Origin of the sequence: Nocardia sp. NPDC059154 (genome assembly GCF_042755705.1) — a bacterium.
In the GTDB taxonomy this organism is placed as follows: Bacteria; Actinomycetota; Actinomycetes; order Mycobacteriales; family Mycobacteriaceae; genus Nocardia.
In genome coordinates this window covers 18,515-35,532 of sequence record NZ_JBHZCS010000074.1, presented here as the reverse complement: position 1 = coordinate 35,532, position 17,018 = coordinate 18,515, and the positions used below count along the sequence as shown (strand labels likewise).

Genomic DNA, 17,018 nt, shown 5'->3' with positions numbered 1-17,018 from the left:
ACGGCCGAGGGAAGCCCCCTCCTCCTTACCCCCCACTCCCCTATCTTCCCCCCCCCCCTTCCCTCCCCTCTCCCCCCCCACTGCTCTTTCGGGTCCCATCGAATTCCAGTTGCTATTTCTTGACGTCCACGTGTGCCACCCACTCGTAGACGGGCAGACTCCCTTCCGGAGTGTCCTGCCAGCGTGACGTCACTTTGTAGCGCTCGTACCCGTCCCCGAACGCCACTCGCAACTCGACGCCCGGTGGCGTGATCGGGACGATCCGCGTTTCGAGGCCATCCGGCCCGCCTTCGAGTAGCGCCAAGGGTGAGGTACTCATAGCTGAAGGCTCTCACATCTGTACGGGTCACCCGATAGATTCAGCGCAATCGGCGAGCCGCCTGAACAAGCCGCCCGTGAGCGGGGCGAGGCCGGCTCCAGACGGTGCGAATCGGTGTCAGACGAGGCCGAACTGGCTCAGCAGGCTGCTCAGCAGGCCGCCGATGATCGGAATCTTCGAGGCGCTGCCGGTGCCCATGCCGCCCACCGGAACCGCGGTGACGCTGATGCCGATGGTCTGGGCGTTGCTGCTGGTGCTGCTGCCGTCGTCACTCGCGATGAGCGTGTACGTACCCGCCGTCGTCGGGGTCCACTGGTAGGTCGCGTGACCGGTGGAATCCACCGGAGAAGCGCCCATGTACACGGCTGCGCCGCCGGACGGGCTTCCGATCCAGAAGCCCACCTGGCTGCCCGCGTTCGAGCCGCCGACCGAAGCCGTCAGGGTGTAGGTCGTATTGGTGTGCGCCAGCCCGGTCCCGGCCGACAGCCCGGTGACCTGTGCGGAGGCGGCCGGTGCGGCGGACAGGACCGCCAGGGCGGTCGCGGCGGTGGCCGCGCCGCCGATGATCGTGTGCCGAATTCGAAGGGTAGCCATTACTGCTTCGCTCCCAAGCTCTCATTTGCGAAATTGAAATGAGATGTTTTCACACACGAGGTCGGGTCGCAATGGCCGGCGTCGAATCCCGCAATGGCGCGCGCCGAACCCGCCGAAACAGGCGCCGCTACAACGGCAGCAGATGGTGTTTGCGGGGATTGCCCGGAGCCTTCTTGTCGCGCAGCAGGTGCAGGGCGCGCCGAATTTCCAGGCGGGTGGTGGCGGGCTCGATGACCGCGTCGATATAGCCGCGTTCGGCCGCCACCCAGGGCGTCGCGACGGTGGCGTTGTAGAACTCGATCATCTGCTTGCGCATGGCCGCGCGCTCCGGCTCTGGGGCCGCCGCCAGGGTCTTGGCGCCGATGAGCGACACCGCGCTCTCCGCGCCCATGACCGCGATCCGGGCGGTGGGCCAGGCCAGATTCACATCCGCGCCCAGCTGTTTGGACCCCATGACGGCATAGCCGCCGCCGTAGGACTTGCGGATGACCACGGTGACCTTCGGGACGGTGGCCTCCACGAAGGAGAAGATGAACCGGCCGCCGCGCTTGATGACGCCGATCTTCTCCTGCTCCACCCCGGGTAGGAAGCCCGGGGTGTCGACGACGAAGACCAGCGGGATTTCGAAGGCGTCGCAGAGCCGCACGAAATGGGCGGCCTTGTCCGAGGCGCGGGCATCGAGCGCACCGGCGTAGACCAGCGGCTGATTGGCCACCACGCCGACCGTGCGGCCGTCCACGCGGCTGAAGCCGCAGATGACGTTCTTGCCCGCGGCCTCACCGAATTCGTGGAACGCGCCGTCGTCGAAGATCCGGAGCAGGATCTCGTGCATGTCGTAGCCGGCATTGTCGGAATCGGGCACGATGCCGTTGAGTTCCAGGTCGGTGTCGGTGATCTCCGGTTCCAGCCCCGGATTCACCACCGGCGGCAGCTCCGTGCAGCTCGACGGCAGATAGCCGAGGTACTCGCGCACCCACTCGAAGGCAGCGGCCTCGTCCGGGGCCACATGGTGGATATTGCCGTACTGGGCTTGGGATTTCGCGCTGCCGAGCTCCTCGAGGCTGACGTCCTCACCGGTGACCTCGCGAATCACCTTGGGCCCGGTGACGAACATGTAGGCCGCTTCGGTGGCCACCACCACGTCGGTATTGATGGGCGCGTAGACCGCGCCGCCCGCGCAGCTGCCCAGGATCATGGAGATCTGAGGCACCAAGCCGGACAACGGTTCCTGACGCCGGCCCAGCTCGGCGTACCAGGCCAGGGAGGTCACCGCCTCCTGCACGCGGGCGCCGCCGGAGTCGTTGATGCCGACCACCGGGCAGCCCATCTTGGCCGCGAATTCCAGGATGCCGGCTACCTTGCGGCCGAACATCTCGCCGACCGAACCGCCGTAGACGGTCTGGTCGTGCGAGAAGACGGCCACCGGGCGGCCCTCCACCAGGCCGTGGCCGGTGACCACGCCATCCCCGAAGAGGGCGGCCTTGTCGCCCGGATTGCGCACCAGCGCACCGACTTCCACGAAAGTGCCTGGATCCAGCAGCATCTCGATGCGGTCGCGGGCCGAGGGAATTCCCTTCCTGGCCCGCTTGGCGATTCCCGCATCTCCCGCCGGTTCCCTCGCGATGTCGAGCTTGTGTAGAAGGTCGGCGAGTTTGTCGGCGGTGGTGCTCACTTGGACACTCCTCTCGGCAAAACCTACTTTCGCAGAACTCGTGTCGCCGTGGTGCTATTTCGTTGTGGTGTCGATCTCCGACAATTTCTTGGCGAGATCGGCGCCGATGGTGGCGATCCGCGGCTCATCGATGATCTGGATGTGATCGCCCGGAATGTGGATGATCTCCAGATTCGGAATGTGTTCCTGCCAGCCGCCGTTCGGCCGCCGGTCCGCGAAACGCGGTTCCAGCTCGATCATTCCGTCGTGGTAGCGATCGGCGAGGTAGAGGGCGACGGCGCCGTCGTACTTCGACGGCTCGATCTTCTGCAGCTCCTTGCTGTCGATCCACGAGGTGCGCTGATGCTCGATCACGCCGCCCGGGATGTCGACCCCGGCGAACTTCAGCAGCTCCATGATGATGTCGATCTGCTCCGCGTCGGACGCCGCGGCCAGCTCCTCGAGCTGCTCCTGATCGAGTTCGCCATTGAAGCCGTAGGTCTTCTGCGCGAACGCCTGGTAGCGGCGGATCCGCTCCACCCGCTCCTCGGGGGCGTCACTGAAGGGCTCGACCGGAATGGCCAGGTCGATCAGGCCGACGTGCCGGACGTCCGCACCCTCGGCGCGCATGATCTCGCCGACCTTCAACGCGAACACCGCGCCCAGCGACCAGCCGTAGAAAATGTACGGGCCCTCCGGCTGCCGCTTGCGGATCTCCGAAATGTACTGGTGCGCACGCTCTTCGATGGTGCCCTCGACCCGCTCCAGGCCGTACATCGGAGTCCCGGCCGGGAGCCGGTTCAGCAGCGGCTCGTACACCAGGGTGTTGCCGCCCGAAGCGTGGAACACGAAGACCGGCACCGCATTCGAACCGGCCTCCTTCGCGCGCAGCGTGCGCACGAAGCCCTCCAGATCGGAGCTCTTGCCCTGATAGCGGACAACGACCTCGGACAGCTGCTCGATGGTCTTACAGGCCCGCACCTCGGCCGGATCGACCTCGGCCTTGACCCGCTCCGACAGCCGGGCCACCAGCTTCTCCAACGTGGTGTCGTCGATCTCGGGCAGCCGGTTGAAGATGCCGCCCGCCGTCTTGCCGGTCACCAGCGCCCAGGTGGCGAAGGCGAGTCGCTCCTCGCCATTGCGTGGGGGCACATTGTCGGCATCGGTCTCGGCGATCGGCGCGGCGGACTCGTGCTCCGCGACGATCTCCTCGGCCTCGGCCACCACATCGGTGGTCTCGGCCTCGGGCAGCAGCGCGGCCGGATCCTCGCCGGCGGCCATGGCGGCCCGCGCGGCGGAGATGAAGTCGGCGTCGACGGTGATGTCCTCACCGGCGGCCTGCCGCGCGGCGATGTCGGCGAGCTGATCGCGGTGCTCGATCGCGTAGCGCAGCACCTTGCCGACCTCGAGCAGGCTGGCATCGCGCACGGCCTGGATCTGCAGCTGCGGAATGTCGAACTCGTATTCCACGCGGTTCTTGATGCGCATGGCCATCAGCGAATCCAGACCCAGCTCCATCAGCGGGATCTCCATCGGGAGGTCCTCGACCGCGTAGCCCATGGACTCGGCCACGATGATGGCCAGGCGCTGCTCGATGGTCTGCGTGCCCTTGGGATCCCAGCGCTCGCCGGGGGCCGCCTCGACCACCTCGGCAGCGGGAGCCGCCTGGACGACCGCGACCGGCTGTGCCACAGCCGATTCCGGCAGCGGCGCGGCCAGGGGTGCGTGGGTGGGGAGAGACGCAGTGACGACGGCGTCGAAGAGCGGGCGGAAGGCATTGCCCTCCTTGGCGTGCACCGACACCGACGCGCCGCCCGGGTGGGGGGTGAGCGTGGTGGTCAGCGTGCCGGTGGCAGGGACCGCGCCGTGCGCGATGGTGGCGCCGACGGTGACATCCGAGAGCACCTGCGCGGCAGCGGCATTCACCAGCGCGGCCAGGTCGGTGACGGCCGGGGCCTGCACCTCCCAGACGTGGCGGCCGTCCGGCAGCGCGACATGCGCGCCCGGGACACGAGCATTGCCCGCGCCGCCGCCGAAGCCGCCGGTCACCTTGGGCCAGTACGGCTTGCGCAGGAACGCGGTGCGCGGCGCGGCGGCGTAGTCACCGGCGGGCAGCAGCGAGGGCAGGTCCACCTTGTGGCCGTGCACGTACAGCTGCGCCAGCGCGGAGATGACGCCCGCGGCCTCGTCCTCCTTGCGCTTGAGGGTCGGGATGAGTGCCGCATTGTGCACGCCCGCCGCGAAGGTGGTGCCCAGGACCTGCATGAGCGCAACGGAATTCGGCGCGAGCTCCAGGAAGGTGGTGATACCGGTGTCGACGGCCTGCCGGATGGCGTTGGTGAAGTACACCGAGCCGCGCATGTTCATGACCCAGTAGTCCACGTCCTGCACGGGGGGGTGCCCGGCGCGGTAGACGGTGTCCTTGTGGACGGTCGAGTAGAGGTCGCGCTTGAGCTTGGTGGGCTCGATGCCGGCCAGTTCGGCGGCGAGTTCGCCCAGCAGCATGTCCATCTGCGAGGTGTGGCCCGCGCCGCGGGTCTGCAGCACGCGGGCGAACTTGCCCTCGGCCTCGGCGCGCGCCACGATCGCGTGCACCTGGTCCGGCATGCCGCCGATCACCGTGTTGTTGGGCGCGGCGTACACCGCGACCTCGATCTCGGGGAACTCGGTCTCGACCAGCTTGGCGATCTCCTCGGCGGAGTACTCCAGCAGCGCCATATTGCGGACCTGGTCGTCGGTGAGCATGGCCTCGCCCTCGGCCATCAGCCGCGAGCGCGCGCAGATCACCCGGACCGCGTCCTCGAGCGGCAGACCACCCGAAATGTACGCTCCCGCAACCTCACCCTGGGAGTGGCCGACCACGCCCTCGGGCTCGGCGCCGTGCGCGCGCAGGATCGAGGCCAGACCCACCTGGATGGTGAAGGTACCGACCTGGCCGGTGCCGATGTCCCAGTCCATGGAGTCGTCGAGGATCATCTCCTTGACCGAGTACCCGGCCTCGTCCATGACCAGCTCGTCGACCTGATCGACGGCCTTACGGAAGATCGAGTTCTCGGTGTAGAGCTGCTTGCCCATCTTGCGGTGCTGCGCACCGAAACCGGCCATCACCCACAGCGCGCCCTTGGCGGCGGGGGAATCGGCGGTCCAGACGCCATTGCCCGGCTTGCCCTCGGCGATGGCCCGCAGGCCCGCGATGGCCTCGTCATGGCTCTTGGCCACGACCACGCCGCGCGAACGGCCGTGGTTGCGCTTGGCCAGCGTCCGGGCCACATCCGCCAGCGGAGTCGCCTGTCCCGCTTCGGATTCCAGCCAGTCGGCCAGATCCTTGGCGGCGCGCTTGCGCCGCGACGGCAGGTAACCCGACACCGGGAGGATCAGCGGCATCGGCTCTTCGCGATTGCCCCATTCCGGTTCCGGCGCAACGGTTTCGGTGATGGCCTCGGCCTCGGCGACCACGTCGGTGGTCTCGTTGTCGAGGCCGGTGGTCTCGGAAACCTCCGCTGCGGCGAGGGCCGGCACGTACTCCTGGATGACCACGTGCGCATTGGTGCCACCGAAGCCGAAGCCGGAGACGCCGATGGTGGCCTTGCCGCTGTAACGCGGGAATTCGGTGGGCTGGTCGGTGACCTTCAGATGCGCCTGGTCGAACGGAATGAAGGGGCTGGGACCCGCGAAGTTGAGGTGCGCCGGAATGACGTTGTGCTGCAACGCCATGATGACCTTCGCGAGGGCCGCCGCGCCGGCCGCGGCCTCCAGGTGACCGAAATTGGTCTTGGCCGAACCCAGCAGGGCGGGCTTGTCGGCCTCGCGGCCCCGGCCGATGACGCGACCGAGCGCATCCGCCTCGATCGGGTCGCCGATGGGGGTGCCGGTGCCGTGCGCCTCGATGTAGTCGACCTGGGACGGCGGGATGCCGGCATCCCGGTAGGCGCTGCGCAGCACATCGGCCTGCGCGTCCGGGTTCGGGGCCAGCAGGCCGTTGGACCGGCCGTCGCTGTTGACCGCGGAGCCCTTGACGACCGCGTAGATGGTGTCGCCGTCGCGCTCGGCATCGGCCAGCCGCTTGAGCACGACCAGACCGCCGCCCTCGGAGCGGACCATGCCGTCGGCGTCCGACGAGAACGCCTTGATGTGACCGTCCTTCGACACACCGCCATTGGCGTCGAAGGCCAGCGTCGCGGCCGGGGACAGCAGCACGTTCGTGCCACCGGCCAGCGCCAGATCGGCCTCGCCGTTGCGCAGCGCCCGAACGGCCTGGTGCACCGCTACCAGCGAGGACGAGCACGCGGTGTCGACGGCCACCGACGGGCCACGGAAGTCGTAGAAGTACGAGACCCGGTTGGGGATGATGGCCGAGACGCTGCCCATGATGCCGTAGCCCTCGGCCGAGAGCGGCGTGCCGGGATCGGTGTTCCCGACCGCCATGCCCGCGATGATCATGAACTCGGTACTGGTCGAACCGATGAAGACGCCGACCTGCTCACCCTTGAGGGTGTTGGCGGGAATCCTGGCGTGCTCCAGCGCTTCCCAGGTCAGCTCGAGCGCCATCCGCTGCTGCGGGTCCATGCGCTCCACCTCGACCGGGGAGATGGCGAAGAACTCGGCGTCGAAGTTCTTGAGGACGTCCTGGTCGAGGTAGCCGCCCTTGGTGTTGGACTTGGCGATCTGCTCCACGAGGCGCGGATCGTCGAGGAACTCCGCCCAGCGGCCCTCGGGTAGGTCGCGAATCGCGTCACCGCGGTTGATCAGGAAGTCCCAGGTGGATTCGGGCGTATCGCCCGCACCCGGCAGGCGGGTGGACAGACCGACGATGGCGACATCGTGCGCCTCGCCCGGCTGGAAACCCTGGGTGTAGAACGAGTCGTCGGCCACGTCGGCCGGAAGGTCGGGCTCCCCATTGATGATTCGCTCGGCCAGCGAGGCGATGGTCGGGTGCTGGTAGACGATGGTCGCGTTCAGCAGGACCCCCGTCAGCTCCTCGATATCGCCACCGAGTGCGAGGGCATCGCGCGAGGCCAGGCCGAACTCCTCCATCGGCCGGTCCACGGTGATGTTCTCGATCGGCTGCCCGGTCGCATCGGCGACCCAGCGGCGCAGCCATTCCCGCAGGTCGGCCACCGACATGTCGGCCGCGGCAGGTTTCTGCGTGGCCGCACCTTCGGCCGCCGGTGCGTTCTCGGTCGTCTGGGTGGGGTCCGTGCCCTCGTTCTCAGCCATCAGTTCCTCAAGCTACCTGTCTGCTCACGGTGCGCGGCGTTCTTATCGAGACTCTCGCCGTTCCCTGCCCGAACGGCTCTGTCTTCGCGTGCCGGAACGGCACTGCCTTTCATGCATGAATGGCGCGAACCGAACGGGCTCGCGCCATCCAACTTCGAGACGGTCGTCTCACTCCTCGTCCGGTGCATCGGGGAAGGCCTGCTGCGTGTAACCACCACGCAGCGTGCCGCCGATGTACTCCGCCTTGCAGGCGCGACGGGCGATCTTGCCGCTGGAGGTACGCGGAATCGAACCGGCCGGAACGAGGAGGATGTCACGCGCGGTGACACCGTGCCGGGACGAGATGGCCGCGCGGACCGCATCCGCGATGGGCCCCGGATCGGCCTTGCCCGCGCCCGGGCCGCGCTCGGCCACGATGACCAGCTGCTCGCTGGCGTCGTCGGCGTCGTACTGCAGGCCCGAATGGCTGTCCTGCGCAAAGACTTCAGCGGGCAGCTGGTTGGCGGGCACCGCGAAGGCGGCGATGAAACCGGGGCGCAGCATGGTCGAGGCCTCCTGGGCGGAGTACTCGAGATCCTGCGGGTAGTGGTTGCGGCCGTCCACGATGACCAGGTCCTTGACGCGGCCGGTGATGTAGAGCTCGCCGTCCACGTAGACGCCGTAGTCACCGGTGCGCAGCCAGATGCCGTCGGCCGGCACGCCCTCCGCGTGGCTGTCCTCGGACAGTCGATGCGCGAGCTGGTTACGGAAGGTCTTCTGGGTCTCCTCGGAGCGGCCCCAGTAGCCGATGCCGATGTTGTTGCCGTGCAGCCAGATCTCGCCGACCTGCCCGTCGGGCAGCTCACGCGCGCCCTCGGGCGAGTCGATGGAGTCGCCGTCCACGATGGTCGCCCACTGCGACAGCGCGATGTAACCGCAGGACACCTGGGCGATGGAGTTCTCCGTGCCCTGCTCGACCTTCTTCACGCGACCGGCATTGAGCTCCAGCCGGTCCACGTAGATGACCTTGGCCTCGTCCTCGTGCCGGGTGGCCGACACGAACAGGGTGGCCTCGGCCATGCCGTAGCACGGCTTGATGGCGGTCTTGGGCAGGCCGTACGGGGCGAACGCCTCGTTGAACTTCTTCATCGAGGTGGTGGTCACCGGCTCGGAGCCGTTGATCAGGCCCAGCACGTTCGACAGGTCCAGCGACTCGCCCGGCTTGGGCAGACCGCGCACGGCGGCGTGCTCGAAGGCGAAGTTCGGTGCGGCGGCGAAGGTTCCGGCGCCGTCGGACACCGCGGCCAGCTCGTTGATCCAGCGCGAGGGCCGGCGCACGAACGAGGCCGGGGACATGATGGTGATGTACTTGCCGCCCACGGCGGGCAGGATCACCGTCAGCAGACCCATGTCGTGGTACAGCGGCAGCCAGGTCACGCCGCGCGAATTCTCGTTCAGATCAAGCGCGTTCACCATCTGCAGCACATTGGTGCCGACACCGCGGTGGGTGATCTCGACACCGGCGGGCACCCGGGTGGAGCCGGAGGTGTACTGCAGGTAGGCGATGTCGTCGACCACGATGTCGGGGCGGATCCAGGACTCCCCGACGCTGTCGGGAATCGCGTCGACGGCGATGATGCGCGGGCGCTGGGCCGCGGGCAGCGACCGGAAGAACTGGCGGACACCGGCGGCGGAGGAGCTCGCCGTCAGGATCGCGGCGGGCGTGCAGTCACCGAGGACCGCGTGCAGGCGATCGGTGTGGCCCGGTTCGTCCGGATCGAACAGCGGCACGGAGATGGTGCCCGCGTAGATGGCGGCGAAGAAGGAGATGACGTAATCCAGGCCCTGCGGAGCCAGGATCGCGACCCGATCGCCCCGCTTGGTCACCTGCTGCAGTCGGGCGGCCACCGCGCGCAGCCGCGTACCGAACTGACTCCAAGTGAGGTCCTGGTACTCACCGTCGCGCTCGCGTGAGTAGTCGATGTAGCGGTAGGCCAAGTCATTGGCGTCGTTACCGTGAGTGTGCTTCTCGACGTAGTCGACGAGGGTGCGTCCCTCGGGAATCGTGATGTTCCCCGTTTCGTCGAGGTAATCGTCGAAAGTCTCGTCCATTCCTTCTTCTCCTCCGAGGCACACGCGGCATGAGACGGCATGCATTGCCGCTGTTACCTGTGAGGCCCCGACTCTCTTCGCCCGCGGGAGCTCCATGCGAGAGCCAACCTGCAGAATTGTGTTGCGGTCTGCGCGGTGACCGTCTAATGGCTAGATGTTCTCAAACCAGGGACATGTTACAGAGGAGCCGCCCGGCCATGCTTCGGAGCGGCCGAACATCTCCCAGCTCACACCTCTGGACTAGTGCTTCACCGGCGCGAATGCCTCCAAATGGGTGGGGAGCGCCCCACATAGGACACAACTAGGACTGGATGTGAGTTGCCGCACGCACCGGGTCTCGGCAGTGACGCAACCCGGAGCACTTTACCGGGTGACCCCGAAACTGGGGGGTCGGTCGGTGGGGGTCACACCGCCGGTGAAGTACCCATCGACCAGGGTGCGCCCGAACGCATAAGGTTCGCTGAGTAACGGCTTACGTATGTGCAGGGTGCGGAGCGTTTTCGATGAGACCCGACGCCCAGTTCACCGTCCACTCGGTGGCGGTGGTGCCGTTGTCGTCCACCTGGTAGCCGTTGTAGAGGCTGTGCACCGGATTGCCCGCGGCGCGGACCAGGATGTTCAGGCTGCCGAGGATATTGTTCGGGCTCAGTGCCTGGCGAGGGGAATCACAGATCAGATCGCCTGCGGCACAGATGGTGAAGGTGCGGCCGGTGAGCTTGCCGTAGCCGCCACGCGGTCCGGTCATGGTGATACCGGGGACGTTCAGGCCCTTGAGCGCCACCTCCGCGCCCACGCCGGGCGGGGTCGGGCCGATCTCGACGGCCTCGCCCGGATCGCCGACATCGCGGCGCCCGTCGGCGATGGTGGTCACGCCCAGCACCAGGTCCTCGGCCACCGGGCCCTTGCCCGCGCCGATCTGCGCGGCGATGTCACCGACGATCACCGCGCCCTGCGAGAAACCCGCCAGAACGTAAGTGGTGAGCGGACATTGGGCGGCGGTCTGCGCGAGCTTGTCGGTGGCCCGCTTGGCGCCCTCGGAACGGCTGTTGTTGTAGGAGGACTGCCCGTCCGGCGGAATGGCGACCGGATTGGAGAACTGCGCGACGTACGGGACGGTGTAGACCTCGACCCGCTCATCGGGGAACTTGGCCCGAATCGGGTTGGAGATGTTCAGCATCAGCGACGCCGGGTTCGCGGCCGGGCTGTAGGGGTCGTCGTGGCTGTTCGACTCCCAGGTGCCCGGCACGGACAGCATGAACACGTCCGGGCAGGTGGCCGGCTGCGAACTCGGACGGGGCGGGGCCGGCGGCTTGGGGCCGGGCAGCCGCAACCGCCCGGCCAGCAGGTACCACAGCAGCAGCGCCACCACGACCACGATCACGATCGCGGCGATGGCGAGCAGCAGGCAACCCACTGGCCGCGACCGGGTCTGTCCGATTCGGCGTCGCGTCGTCACTTGTTGCAGTAGCTCTTCGAGGCGACGTCGTAGTAGATCTTGCCCGCCTGCTCGACCGTCATCTTGGACGGATCGAAGGACGGATCGGAACCGGCGATCGCGGTCACATAGGTGATGATCTGATCCTGCGGGGCGTTCTCCGACTTACCCTGGCACACCAGATTGGCCGCGGTGACGGCGATATCCGGGGAACCCGGGGTGATACCGGCCTTCTTCAGGTCGTCGAGGAAGCTCTTCTCCTTGTCCGACAGCGCCGGGGAGCCGTTCGGGGTGGTGATGAACTGGCTCGGCACCGGAGCCGGGCGCTCGGCCGTGGAGCTGGGGGTCCCGGCATCCGGCGTGGCCTGCGGAGCCTGCTGATCCGTGGACGGCGTCGCGTCGCCCGGGGTGGCGGGCGCGGCGGCCGTGGTCTTGGTTGTTGTCAGCGTGGGCGTGCTCTTGGCGGTCGAGTCATTGCTACCGCAAGCGGCGAGCAGTCCAGCGGCGGCGATGGCGGCCACCACGCCGAATACCTTTCCACGGGTACCGTGCATCAATTCGCTTCCTATATCTGTCCAGGGGCAAGAGGTCGCCCCCAGGCTAGCCGCAACCCGGGACGGAGTCCCGGGCCACGACGGAACCACATCTACTTCTTAGGGCCGATTAGGGCTGTTTGGCCGGAAAGTCTCAGTTGGGACGGACCTCCGGACCCAGCGCCGGAATGGGCGCGGGCTGCGCCGGATCGGCAGGTGGGAGCACGGATGCCGGGGCCGGAGCCGGGGCCGGGGCGGGTGCCGGGGCCGGGGCCGCGGCGGGTGCCGGGGCCGGAGCCATGCCGGGTGCAGGTGCCGTGACGGGTGCCGGAGCAGGTGCGAGGGTCGCGGCCGGGGCCGGCGCGGCAGGGGCGGCGGCCGGGGTCGCCGGCACGGGGACCGGAGCCTCGGGGGCGGGGGCCGGCGGCACCGGCTGCGGCAGGGCGGGCAGGCCCGGCAGCGGGAGTGCGGGCAGCTGGGCGGCCGGCTTGGCCGGGTCCGGCTTGGGCTGCTCGGCGCCGGGGATGGCGATCGGGCGGCCGTCGTGGGTGGCCGCGGCGGCCCGGCCGTCGCGGATGGTGATGGTGCCGCCCTGGAAGGTCTGCTGGGTGCCGCCCGGGGTCGGGCTCTCGTCGGAGATCGGGTAGCCGAGCGGTCCGTTCTCGAATCCGGTTGCGCCCCAGGCGTCCATGATCGGACCGGTCCGCACACCCCAGGCGCCCGAGAGCGGGCTCCAGTAGATATTGCCGCCCTCGAAGCCGGACCAGCGGCCGAAGTCGCGCACCGGCTGCTCACCCGAGGTCGGGAATCCGTAAGGGCTGTTCTCGAATCCGAGCTGCGCGTACTTGCCCAGGATCAGGCCCTGCACCAGGTGCGCGCCGGTCCTGGCGCTGAAGTACATGGGCCCGTTCTCGAAACCCTGTACCGCGCCGTCCTTCTGGGGCGTCCGGGCCTCCTGGCCGGTGGGGTACCCGGCGGGGCCGCGCTCGTAGCCCTGTCTGGCCCATTCGTCGAGAATGGCCCCGCGCACCGCCTGCGCACCGGTCTGCGGGGTCCAGTAGATCGACCCGTGCTGGAACGGCTGCAGTCGGCCGCGGCCGTCGGGCAGGCCGCCCTCGCCCGCGATCGGGAAGCCCAGAGCGCTTGCCGCCGTGCCCAGTCCGCCGTAGCTGCCGCCGATCGCACCCGCGACCGGCTGGGCGCCGGTGGCCGGCGAGAAGAACACCTTGCCGCCGCGGAAGTCCTGGGCCACGCCGCCGGGCAGCGGGTACTCCGCGGTGAGGCAGTCACCGAGCCAGGAGTTGCCCTGCGCCACCGGCGCGATCGCGCCACCGGTCCTGCAGTCGACGGGTGTCGCGTCCACGCCCAGCGCGGTGGCCGTCTGCGGCCAGGCCTGGCGCATCTCGAAATCCCAGTACGGCCAGGTGTGGGTGCCGGACTGGCGGTAGTTCACCGAGACGGGGATGTTCAGCTTGTTGAGCTTGGCCACGAAGTTCTGGGTGCTCAGCCGGGACAGCACCTCGAGGCCCAGGCCCGCGTAATTGCTTGTGATGCCCGGGATGTCGGAGAGCGGGTCGGTCGTGCCCGCGACGCCGTTGCCGCTGGAGACGTAGAGGGCCACGCCCTTGAGCTTGTCGGCCAGCTCGTAGGGGTCGTGTTCCTTCCAGGCCGGGCTGCCCGGCGGGCCGAACATCTTCGCCGAGTCGAAGCCGCCCGCGTCGTGCATGGCGAAATCGACCGCCTGCGGCATACCGAGCGAGGTCAGGGTGAGAAAGCCGGAGTAGGAGGCGGCCGAGCGCACCCAGCCGGGATTGCGGGCGGCCAGCATCATGGCCGCGGTGCCGCCCATCGAGAGTCCCTCCACCGCACGCGCATCGGTGGCGCGGAACTGGCTCTCCAGCAACGGCGGGAGCTCCTTCACCAGGAAGGTCTCCCACTGGTAGTTGTGGCCGTTGTCGGGAGCCAGCCAGTCGGCGTAGAAGCTGGACTGGCCGCCGATCGGCAGCACCACCAGGGAATTCTTGTCGGCGTAGAAGCCGGCCGCGCCCGCGTCCTTGGTCCAGCCGTTCTCGTCGTCGGTGGCCCGCAGACCGTCGAGCATGTAGACGACGGGGAACCTGGCGTCCGGCTTGGCGTTCCAGTCCCGCGGCAGCAGCAACTGGACTTCGACGGGTGCGCCGGTGGCCGGCGAATTCACCCACAGGGCGACCCGGTGGTCGTTGAGCCACGACATCTTCTGGATGGACGCCGCGGGAGCGGCGGGCGCATCCGGTGCCGCGCTTGCCGGTCCGCACTGCGCGAAAGTGCCCGCGGCCAGCGGAAACAGCGCCGCTACAGCACATGCCATCCAGCGCATGCGCCTTCTTTTGATCCCACGGACAACTCTAGCCACACAAGTGTTGTACCTCCGCAAGCCCGCCAGTCCCGGCAGGACACACGGAAACGGACCGTTCCACAGCAAACGTCCAGTTTCTTTCCCGCCTCCCCGCGCCTTCAGCGCACAGCTGAGATCCGTCGGCGTCCCACACGCGTGCCGGCGGTCAGGTGGCAAACCGATTTCGGGCGTGCCCCAGGAGTTACCCCGACCGCCACGAAATCAGCTGCTGCGTTGGCATACGTCCAGAGTCAAACCCCCAGTGCGGCGAGGATGTCGGGGCGGGCGGTGGCCAGTTGGTCCTGCCAGTACGGCCAGGAGTGGGTGCCCGCGACCTGGAGGTTGTAGTGGGCGCCGATGCCGAGCTGGGTCATCCGGCCCACGAACGAGAGGGTGTTCACCATCGATAGGGCCTCCAGCGCAACGGCATTCGTGGTGTTGAAGATGCCGACGGGTGAGTCCGGGTGGTCGTGCGGGCCGAGCACGCCCCAGGACGCGGAGATGAACATGGGCAGGTTGCGGAGCTGCGGTGCGAAGACGAACGGGTCCATGCGCAGCCACTGCGGGCTCCAGGGCCAGGCCATGGAGTCGACATTGAAACGGCCGGCGTCGAGCATGGCGATGCGGATGGCCTCGCGCATGCCGGGCGCGGAGATGTTCAGGTAGCCCGAGAACGAGGAGGCGTGCTTGAACTGGTCACGGTGATAAGCGGCCAGCGCCAGTGCCGCCGACCCGCCCATGGACAGTCCGGCCACCGCATTGTTGGTCCGGGAGACGCCGTAGCCCTCGAGGAAGGCGGGCAGCTCGTCGGTCAGGAAGGTCTCCCACCGGTAGGTGAACTTCTGCCCGTTGGTGTTCGAGGGCGAGCGCCAGTCGGTATAGAAGCTGGACTGCCCGCCGACCGGCATCACCAGGGTGACATTGTCATTGGCGAATTGCTGCAGGGCATTGGTCTCGAAGCTCCAGGCATTGAAGTCGTCTCGGGCGCGCAGGCCGTCGAGCAGGTACAGCGCCGCGTCGCCGCCGTGCGCGGCCCACTGCACCTGCACCTTGATCGGGCCCATGCTGGAGGGCACCATCAGCTCCTCGAAGCCGCCGTCACGGGCGCGGTGCTGAGGATGCGCGGGCATGGCGAGGGCGGGCGCCGCCAGCGCCGGGAGCGCCAGCACGGCCGCGACGACCGCGAGGGCGCGCCGCCAGCCGCGTCTGACGCGTCCGCGTCCGGGCATCCGAATCGAACCGTGCTGCGGGCATGACGAAGCGCCCTGTACTGCCATAGAGATCGATCTCCTGAACCGCAGGGGGAACCACACCGACGTGACGGGAGTCACGGACAACGGTGCACTCTACCGTCGACCCGGAGGTAATCGGCGGGTATCCGGTTCAGCTGGCGTGTATCTCGGCCCTGCCGTCGTGGAAAACGATGGTGCCGTGCTGGAAAGCCTGCTGCGCTCCGCCCGGTATGGGCGTTTCATCGGAGGTGGGAAAGCCGAGTGCGCCAGCGGGTCCCGCCGCGCCCTGGTACACGCCGCCGATCATGCCGCCCACCGGATGCGCACCGGTGGCCGCCGACCACACCACCCGCCCGCCCCGGAAGTCCTGCGCCGCACCACCGGCCAGCGGATACTCCGCGGTCAGGCAGTCACCCAGCCACGACTTCGCCAGCGCCACAGGCTGAATCGCGCCCGCTGCGGCGCAGTCCGGCTTGCTCGCCTCCACGCCCAGCGCGGCCGCCGCCTGCGGCCAGGACTGCCGCATCTCGAAATCCCAGTACGGCCAGGAATGCGTGCCGGAGGGCCGGTAGTTCACCTGCACCGGAATGCTGAGCTTGTCCAGCTTGGCCACGAACTGCTGAGAAGAGAAGCGCGACAACACTTCCAGCGCCATGCCGACCCAGTTGGTGCTCACGCCCGGAACCCCGGCCGGAATGTCGTGGACGCCTGCCAGGCCGCTGCCGCTGGACACATACAGACTGAGGCCCTTCAGTTTTTCCGCGAGCGCGTACGGATCGTGCGATTCCCATTCCGCGTCGGTGGGCGGGCCGTACATGGCATCGGCGTTGTAGCCGCCCGCGTCCCGCATGGCGTACGCGATCGCCTGCGGCATACCGAGAGTCGTCAGCGTGAGGAAGCCGGAGAAGGAGGCGGCGTAGCGCACGAATCCGGGGTTGCGGGATGCCAGCATCATGGCCGCGGTGCCGCCCATGGAGAGCCCGGTCAGGCCGCGCACATTCGTGGTGCGCCAGTCGCGGTCCAGCAGCGGCGGCAATTCCCTGGTGAGGAAGGTTTCCCACTTGTAGGTCTTGCCGTTGTCGGGCTGCTTCCAATCGGAATAGAAGCTGGCCGCGCCGCCGACGGCCAGCACCACGGTGATGTTCTTGTCGGCGTAGAAGCCTTCCGCCCCAGCGTCTTTGGTCCACCCGCTCTGATCGTCGCCCGCACGCAGACCGTCGAGCAGGTAGAGCACGGGAAATTTGCTGTCCGGCTTGGCTTTCCAGTCTCTGGCCAGCAGCAGTTGCACCTGGATCCGGGTGCCCATGGCGGGGGAATCCACCCACAGGGCCACGCGTCTGTCGCTCAGCCACACCACATTTCGAATATCGGGTTTGGTCGGCTTCACCGGTTCACCCGCTGGTGGAGCGGCCCCCGGTTCCGCGAATGCCGTTGCGCCCCAACCGGCAACCCCACCCGTCAGCAAGGCTGTCGTGGCTACCGCGAGCGCGACCAGCCCTCTGCGGCCGCCCCTCCCCCATCTACCAATTGCCACAGCTGTCACAGTAGGTTTCTACCGCGTCGCGGCGAATG

At 68.2% G+C, this 17,018-nt stretch carries 8 protein-coding genes and 2 pseudogenes; all 10 read right to left on the bottom strand.

The genetic code is table 11. The features are described from left to right. Positions 1-112 precede the first annotated feature (112 nt). Positions 113-319 carry a DUF5988 family protein gene (locus ACFXN1_RS41900; protein WP_354851037.1) on the bottom strand — a complete coding sequence of 69 codons (207 nt, stop codon included), beginning with the start codon at positions 317-319 and terminating at the stop codon, positions 113-115. Between the two features lie 117 nt (positions 320-436). After that, the gene (locus tag ACFXN1_RS41895; RefSeq protein WP_379438640.1) at positions 437-913 is read right to left on the bottom strand and encodes a hypothetical protein; all 477 of its coding nucleotides are present in this window, start codon (positions 911-913) and stop codon (positions 437-439) included. A gap of 127 nt (positions 914-1,040) precedes the next feature. Continuing rightward, complete coding sequence (locus ACFXN1_RS41890) at positions 1,041-2,585, bottom strand: acyl-CoA carboxylase subunit beta (protein WP_379438638.1); 1,545 nt, start codon at positions 2,583-2,585, stop codon at positions 1,041-1,043. 54 nt (positions 2,586-2,639) lie between these two features. Further along, positions 2,640-7,781 carry a polyketide synthase Pks13 gene (pks13, locus tag ACFXN1_RS41885; protein WP_379438636.1) on the bottom strand — a complete coding sequence of 1,714 codons (5,142 nt, stop codon included), beginning with the start codon at positions 7,779-7,781 and terminating at the stop codon, positions 2,640-2,642. 168 nt (positions 7,782-7,949) lie between these two features. Continuing rightward, the gene (gene fadD32 / locus ACFXN1_RS41880) at positions 7,950-9,872 is read right to left on the bottom strand and encodes a long-chain-fatty-acid--AMP ligase FadD32 (protein ID WP_379393111.1); all 1,923 of its coding nucleotides are present in this window, start codon (positions 9,870-9,872) and stop codon (positions 7,950-7,952) included. Between the two features lie 472 nt (positions 9,873-10,344). Continuing rightward, on the bottom strand, positions 10,345-11,328 hold the full coding sequence (locus ACFXN1_RS41875; protein WP_379393110.1) for a cutinase family protein: 984 nt from the start codon (positions 11,326-11,328) through the stop codon (positions 10,345-10,347). Further along, a complete protein-coding gene (locus ACFXN1_RS41870) occupies positions 11,325-11,861 on the bottom strand; it encodes a DUF732 domain-containing protein (RefSeq protein ID WP_379438635.1) in 537 nt (178 codons plus the stop codon). The genes ACFXN1_RS41875 and ACFXN1_RS41870 overlap by 4 nt, the downstream gene beginning before the upstream one ends. Before the next feature lie 538 nt (positions 11,862-12,399). Next, positions 12,400-14,196 (bottom strand): annotated as a pseudogene (locus ACFXN1_RS41865) (alpha/beta hydrolase-fold protein); the annotation flags it as partial. 269 nt (positions 14,197-14,465) lie between these two features. Continuing rightward, positions 14,466-15,443, bottom strand: a complete 978-nt coding sequence (locus ACFXN1_RS41860) for an alpha/beta hydrolase (RefSeq protein ID WP_379438633.1) — start codon at positions 15,441-15,443, stop codon at positions 14,466-14,468. Positions 15,444-15,636: 193 nt separating this feature from the next. Beyond that, positions 15,637-16,989 (bottom strand): annotated as a pseudogene (locus ACFXN1_RS41855) (alpha/beta hydrolase-fold protein); the annotation flags it as partial. Positions 16,990-17,018: the final 29 nt, after the last annotated feature.

Bases quoted from the DNA above. Each gene is read 5' to 3' on its own strand.
- ACFXN1_RS41900 (WP_354851037.1), bottom strand. From the start codon at position 319: ATGAGTACCTCACCCTTGGCGCTACTCGAAGGCGGGCCGGATGGCCTC.
- ACFXN1_RS41895 (WP_379438640.1), bottom strand. From the start codon at position 913: ATGGCTACCCTTCGAATTCGGCACACGATCATCGGCGGCGCGGCCACC.
- pks13 (WP_379438636.1), bottom strand. From the start codon at position 7,781: ATGGCTGAGAACGAGGGCACGGACCCCACCCAGACGACCGAGAACGCA.
- fadD32 (WP_379393111.1), bottom strand. From the start codon at position 9,872: ATGGACGAGACTTTCGACGATTACCTCGACGAAACGGGGAACATCACG.
- ACFXN1_RS41870 (WP_379438635.1), bottom strand. From the start codon at position 11,861: ATGCACGGTACCCGTGGAAAGGTATTCGGCGTGGTGGCCGCCATCGCC.
- ACFXN1_RS41860 (WP_379438633.1), bottom strand. From the start codon at position 15,443: ATGCCCGGACGCGGACGCGTCAGACGCGGCTGGCGGCGCGCCCTCGCG.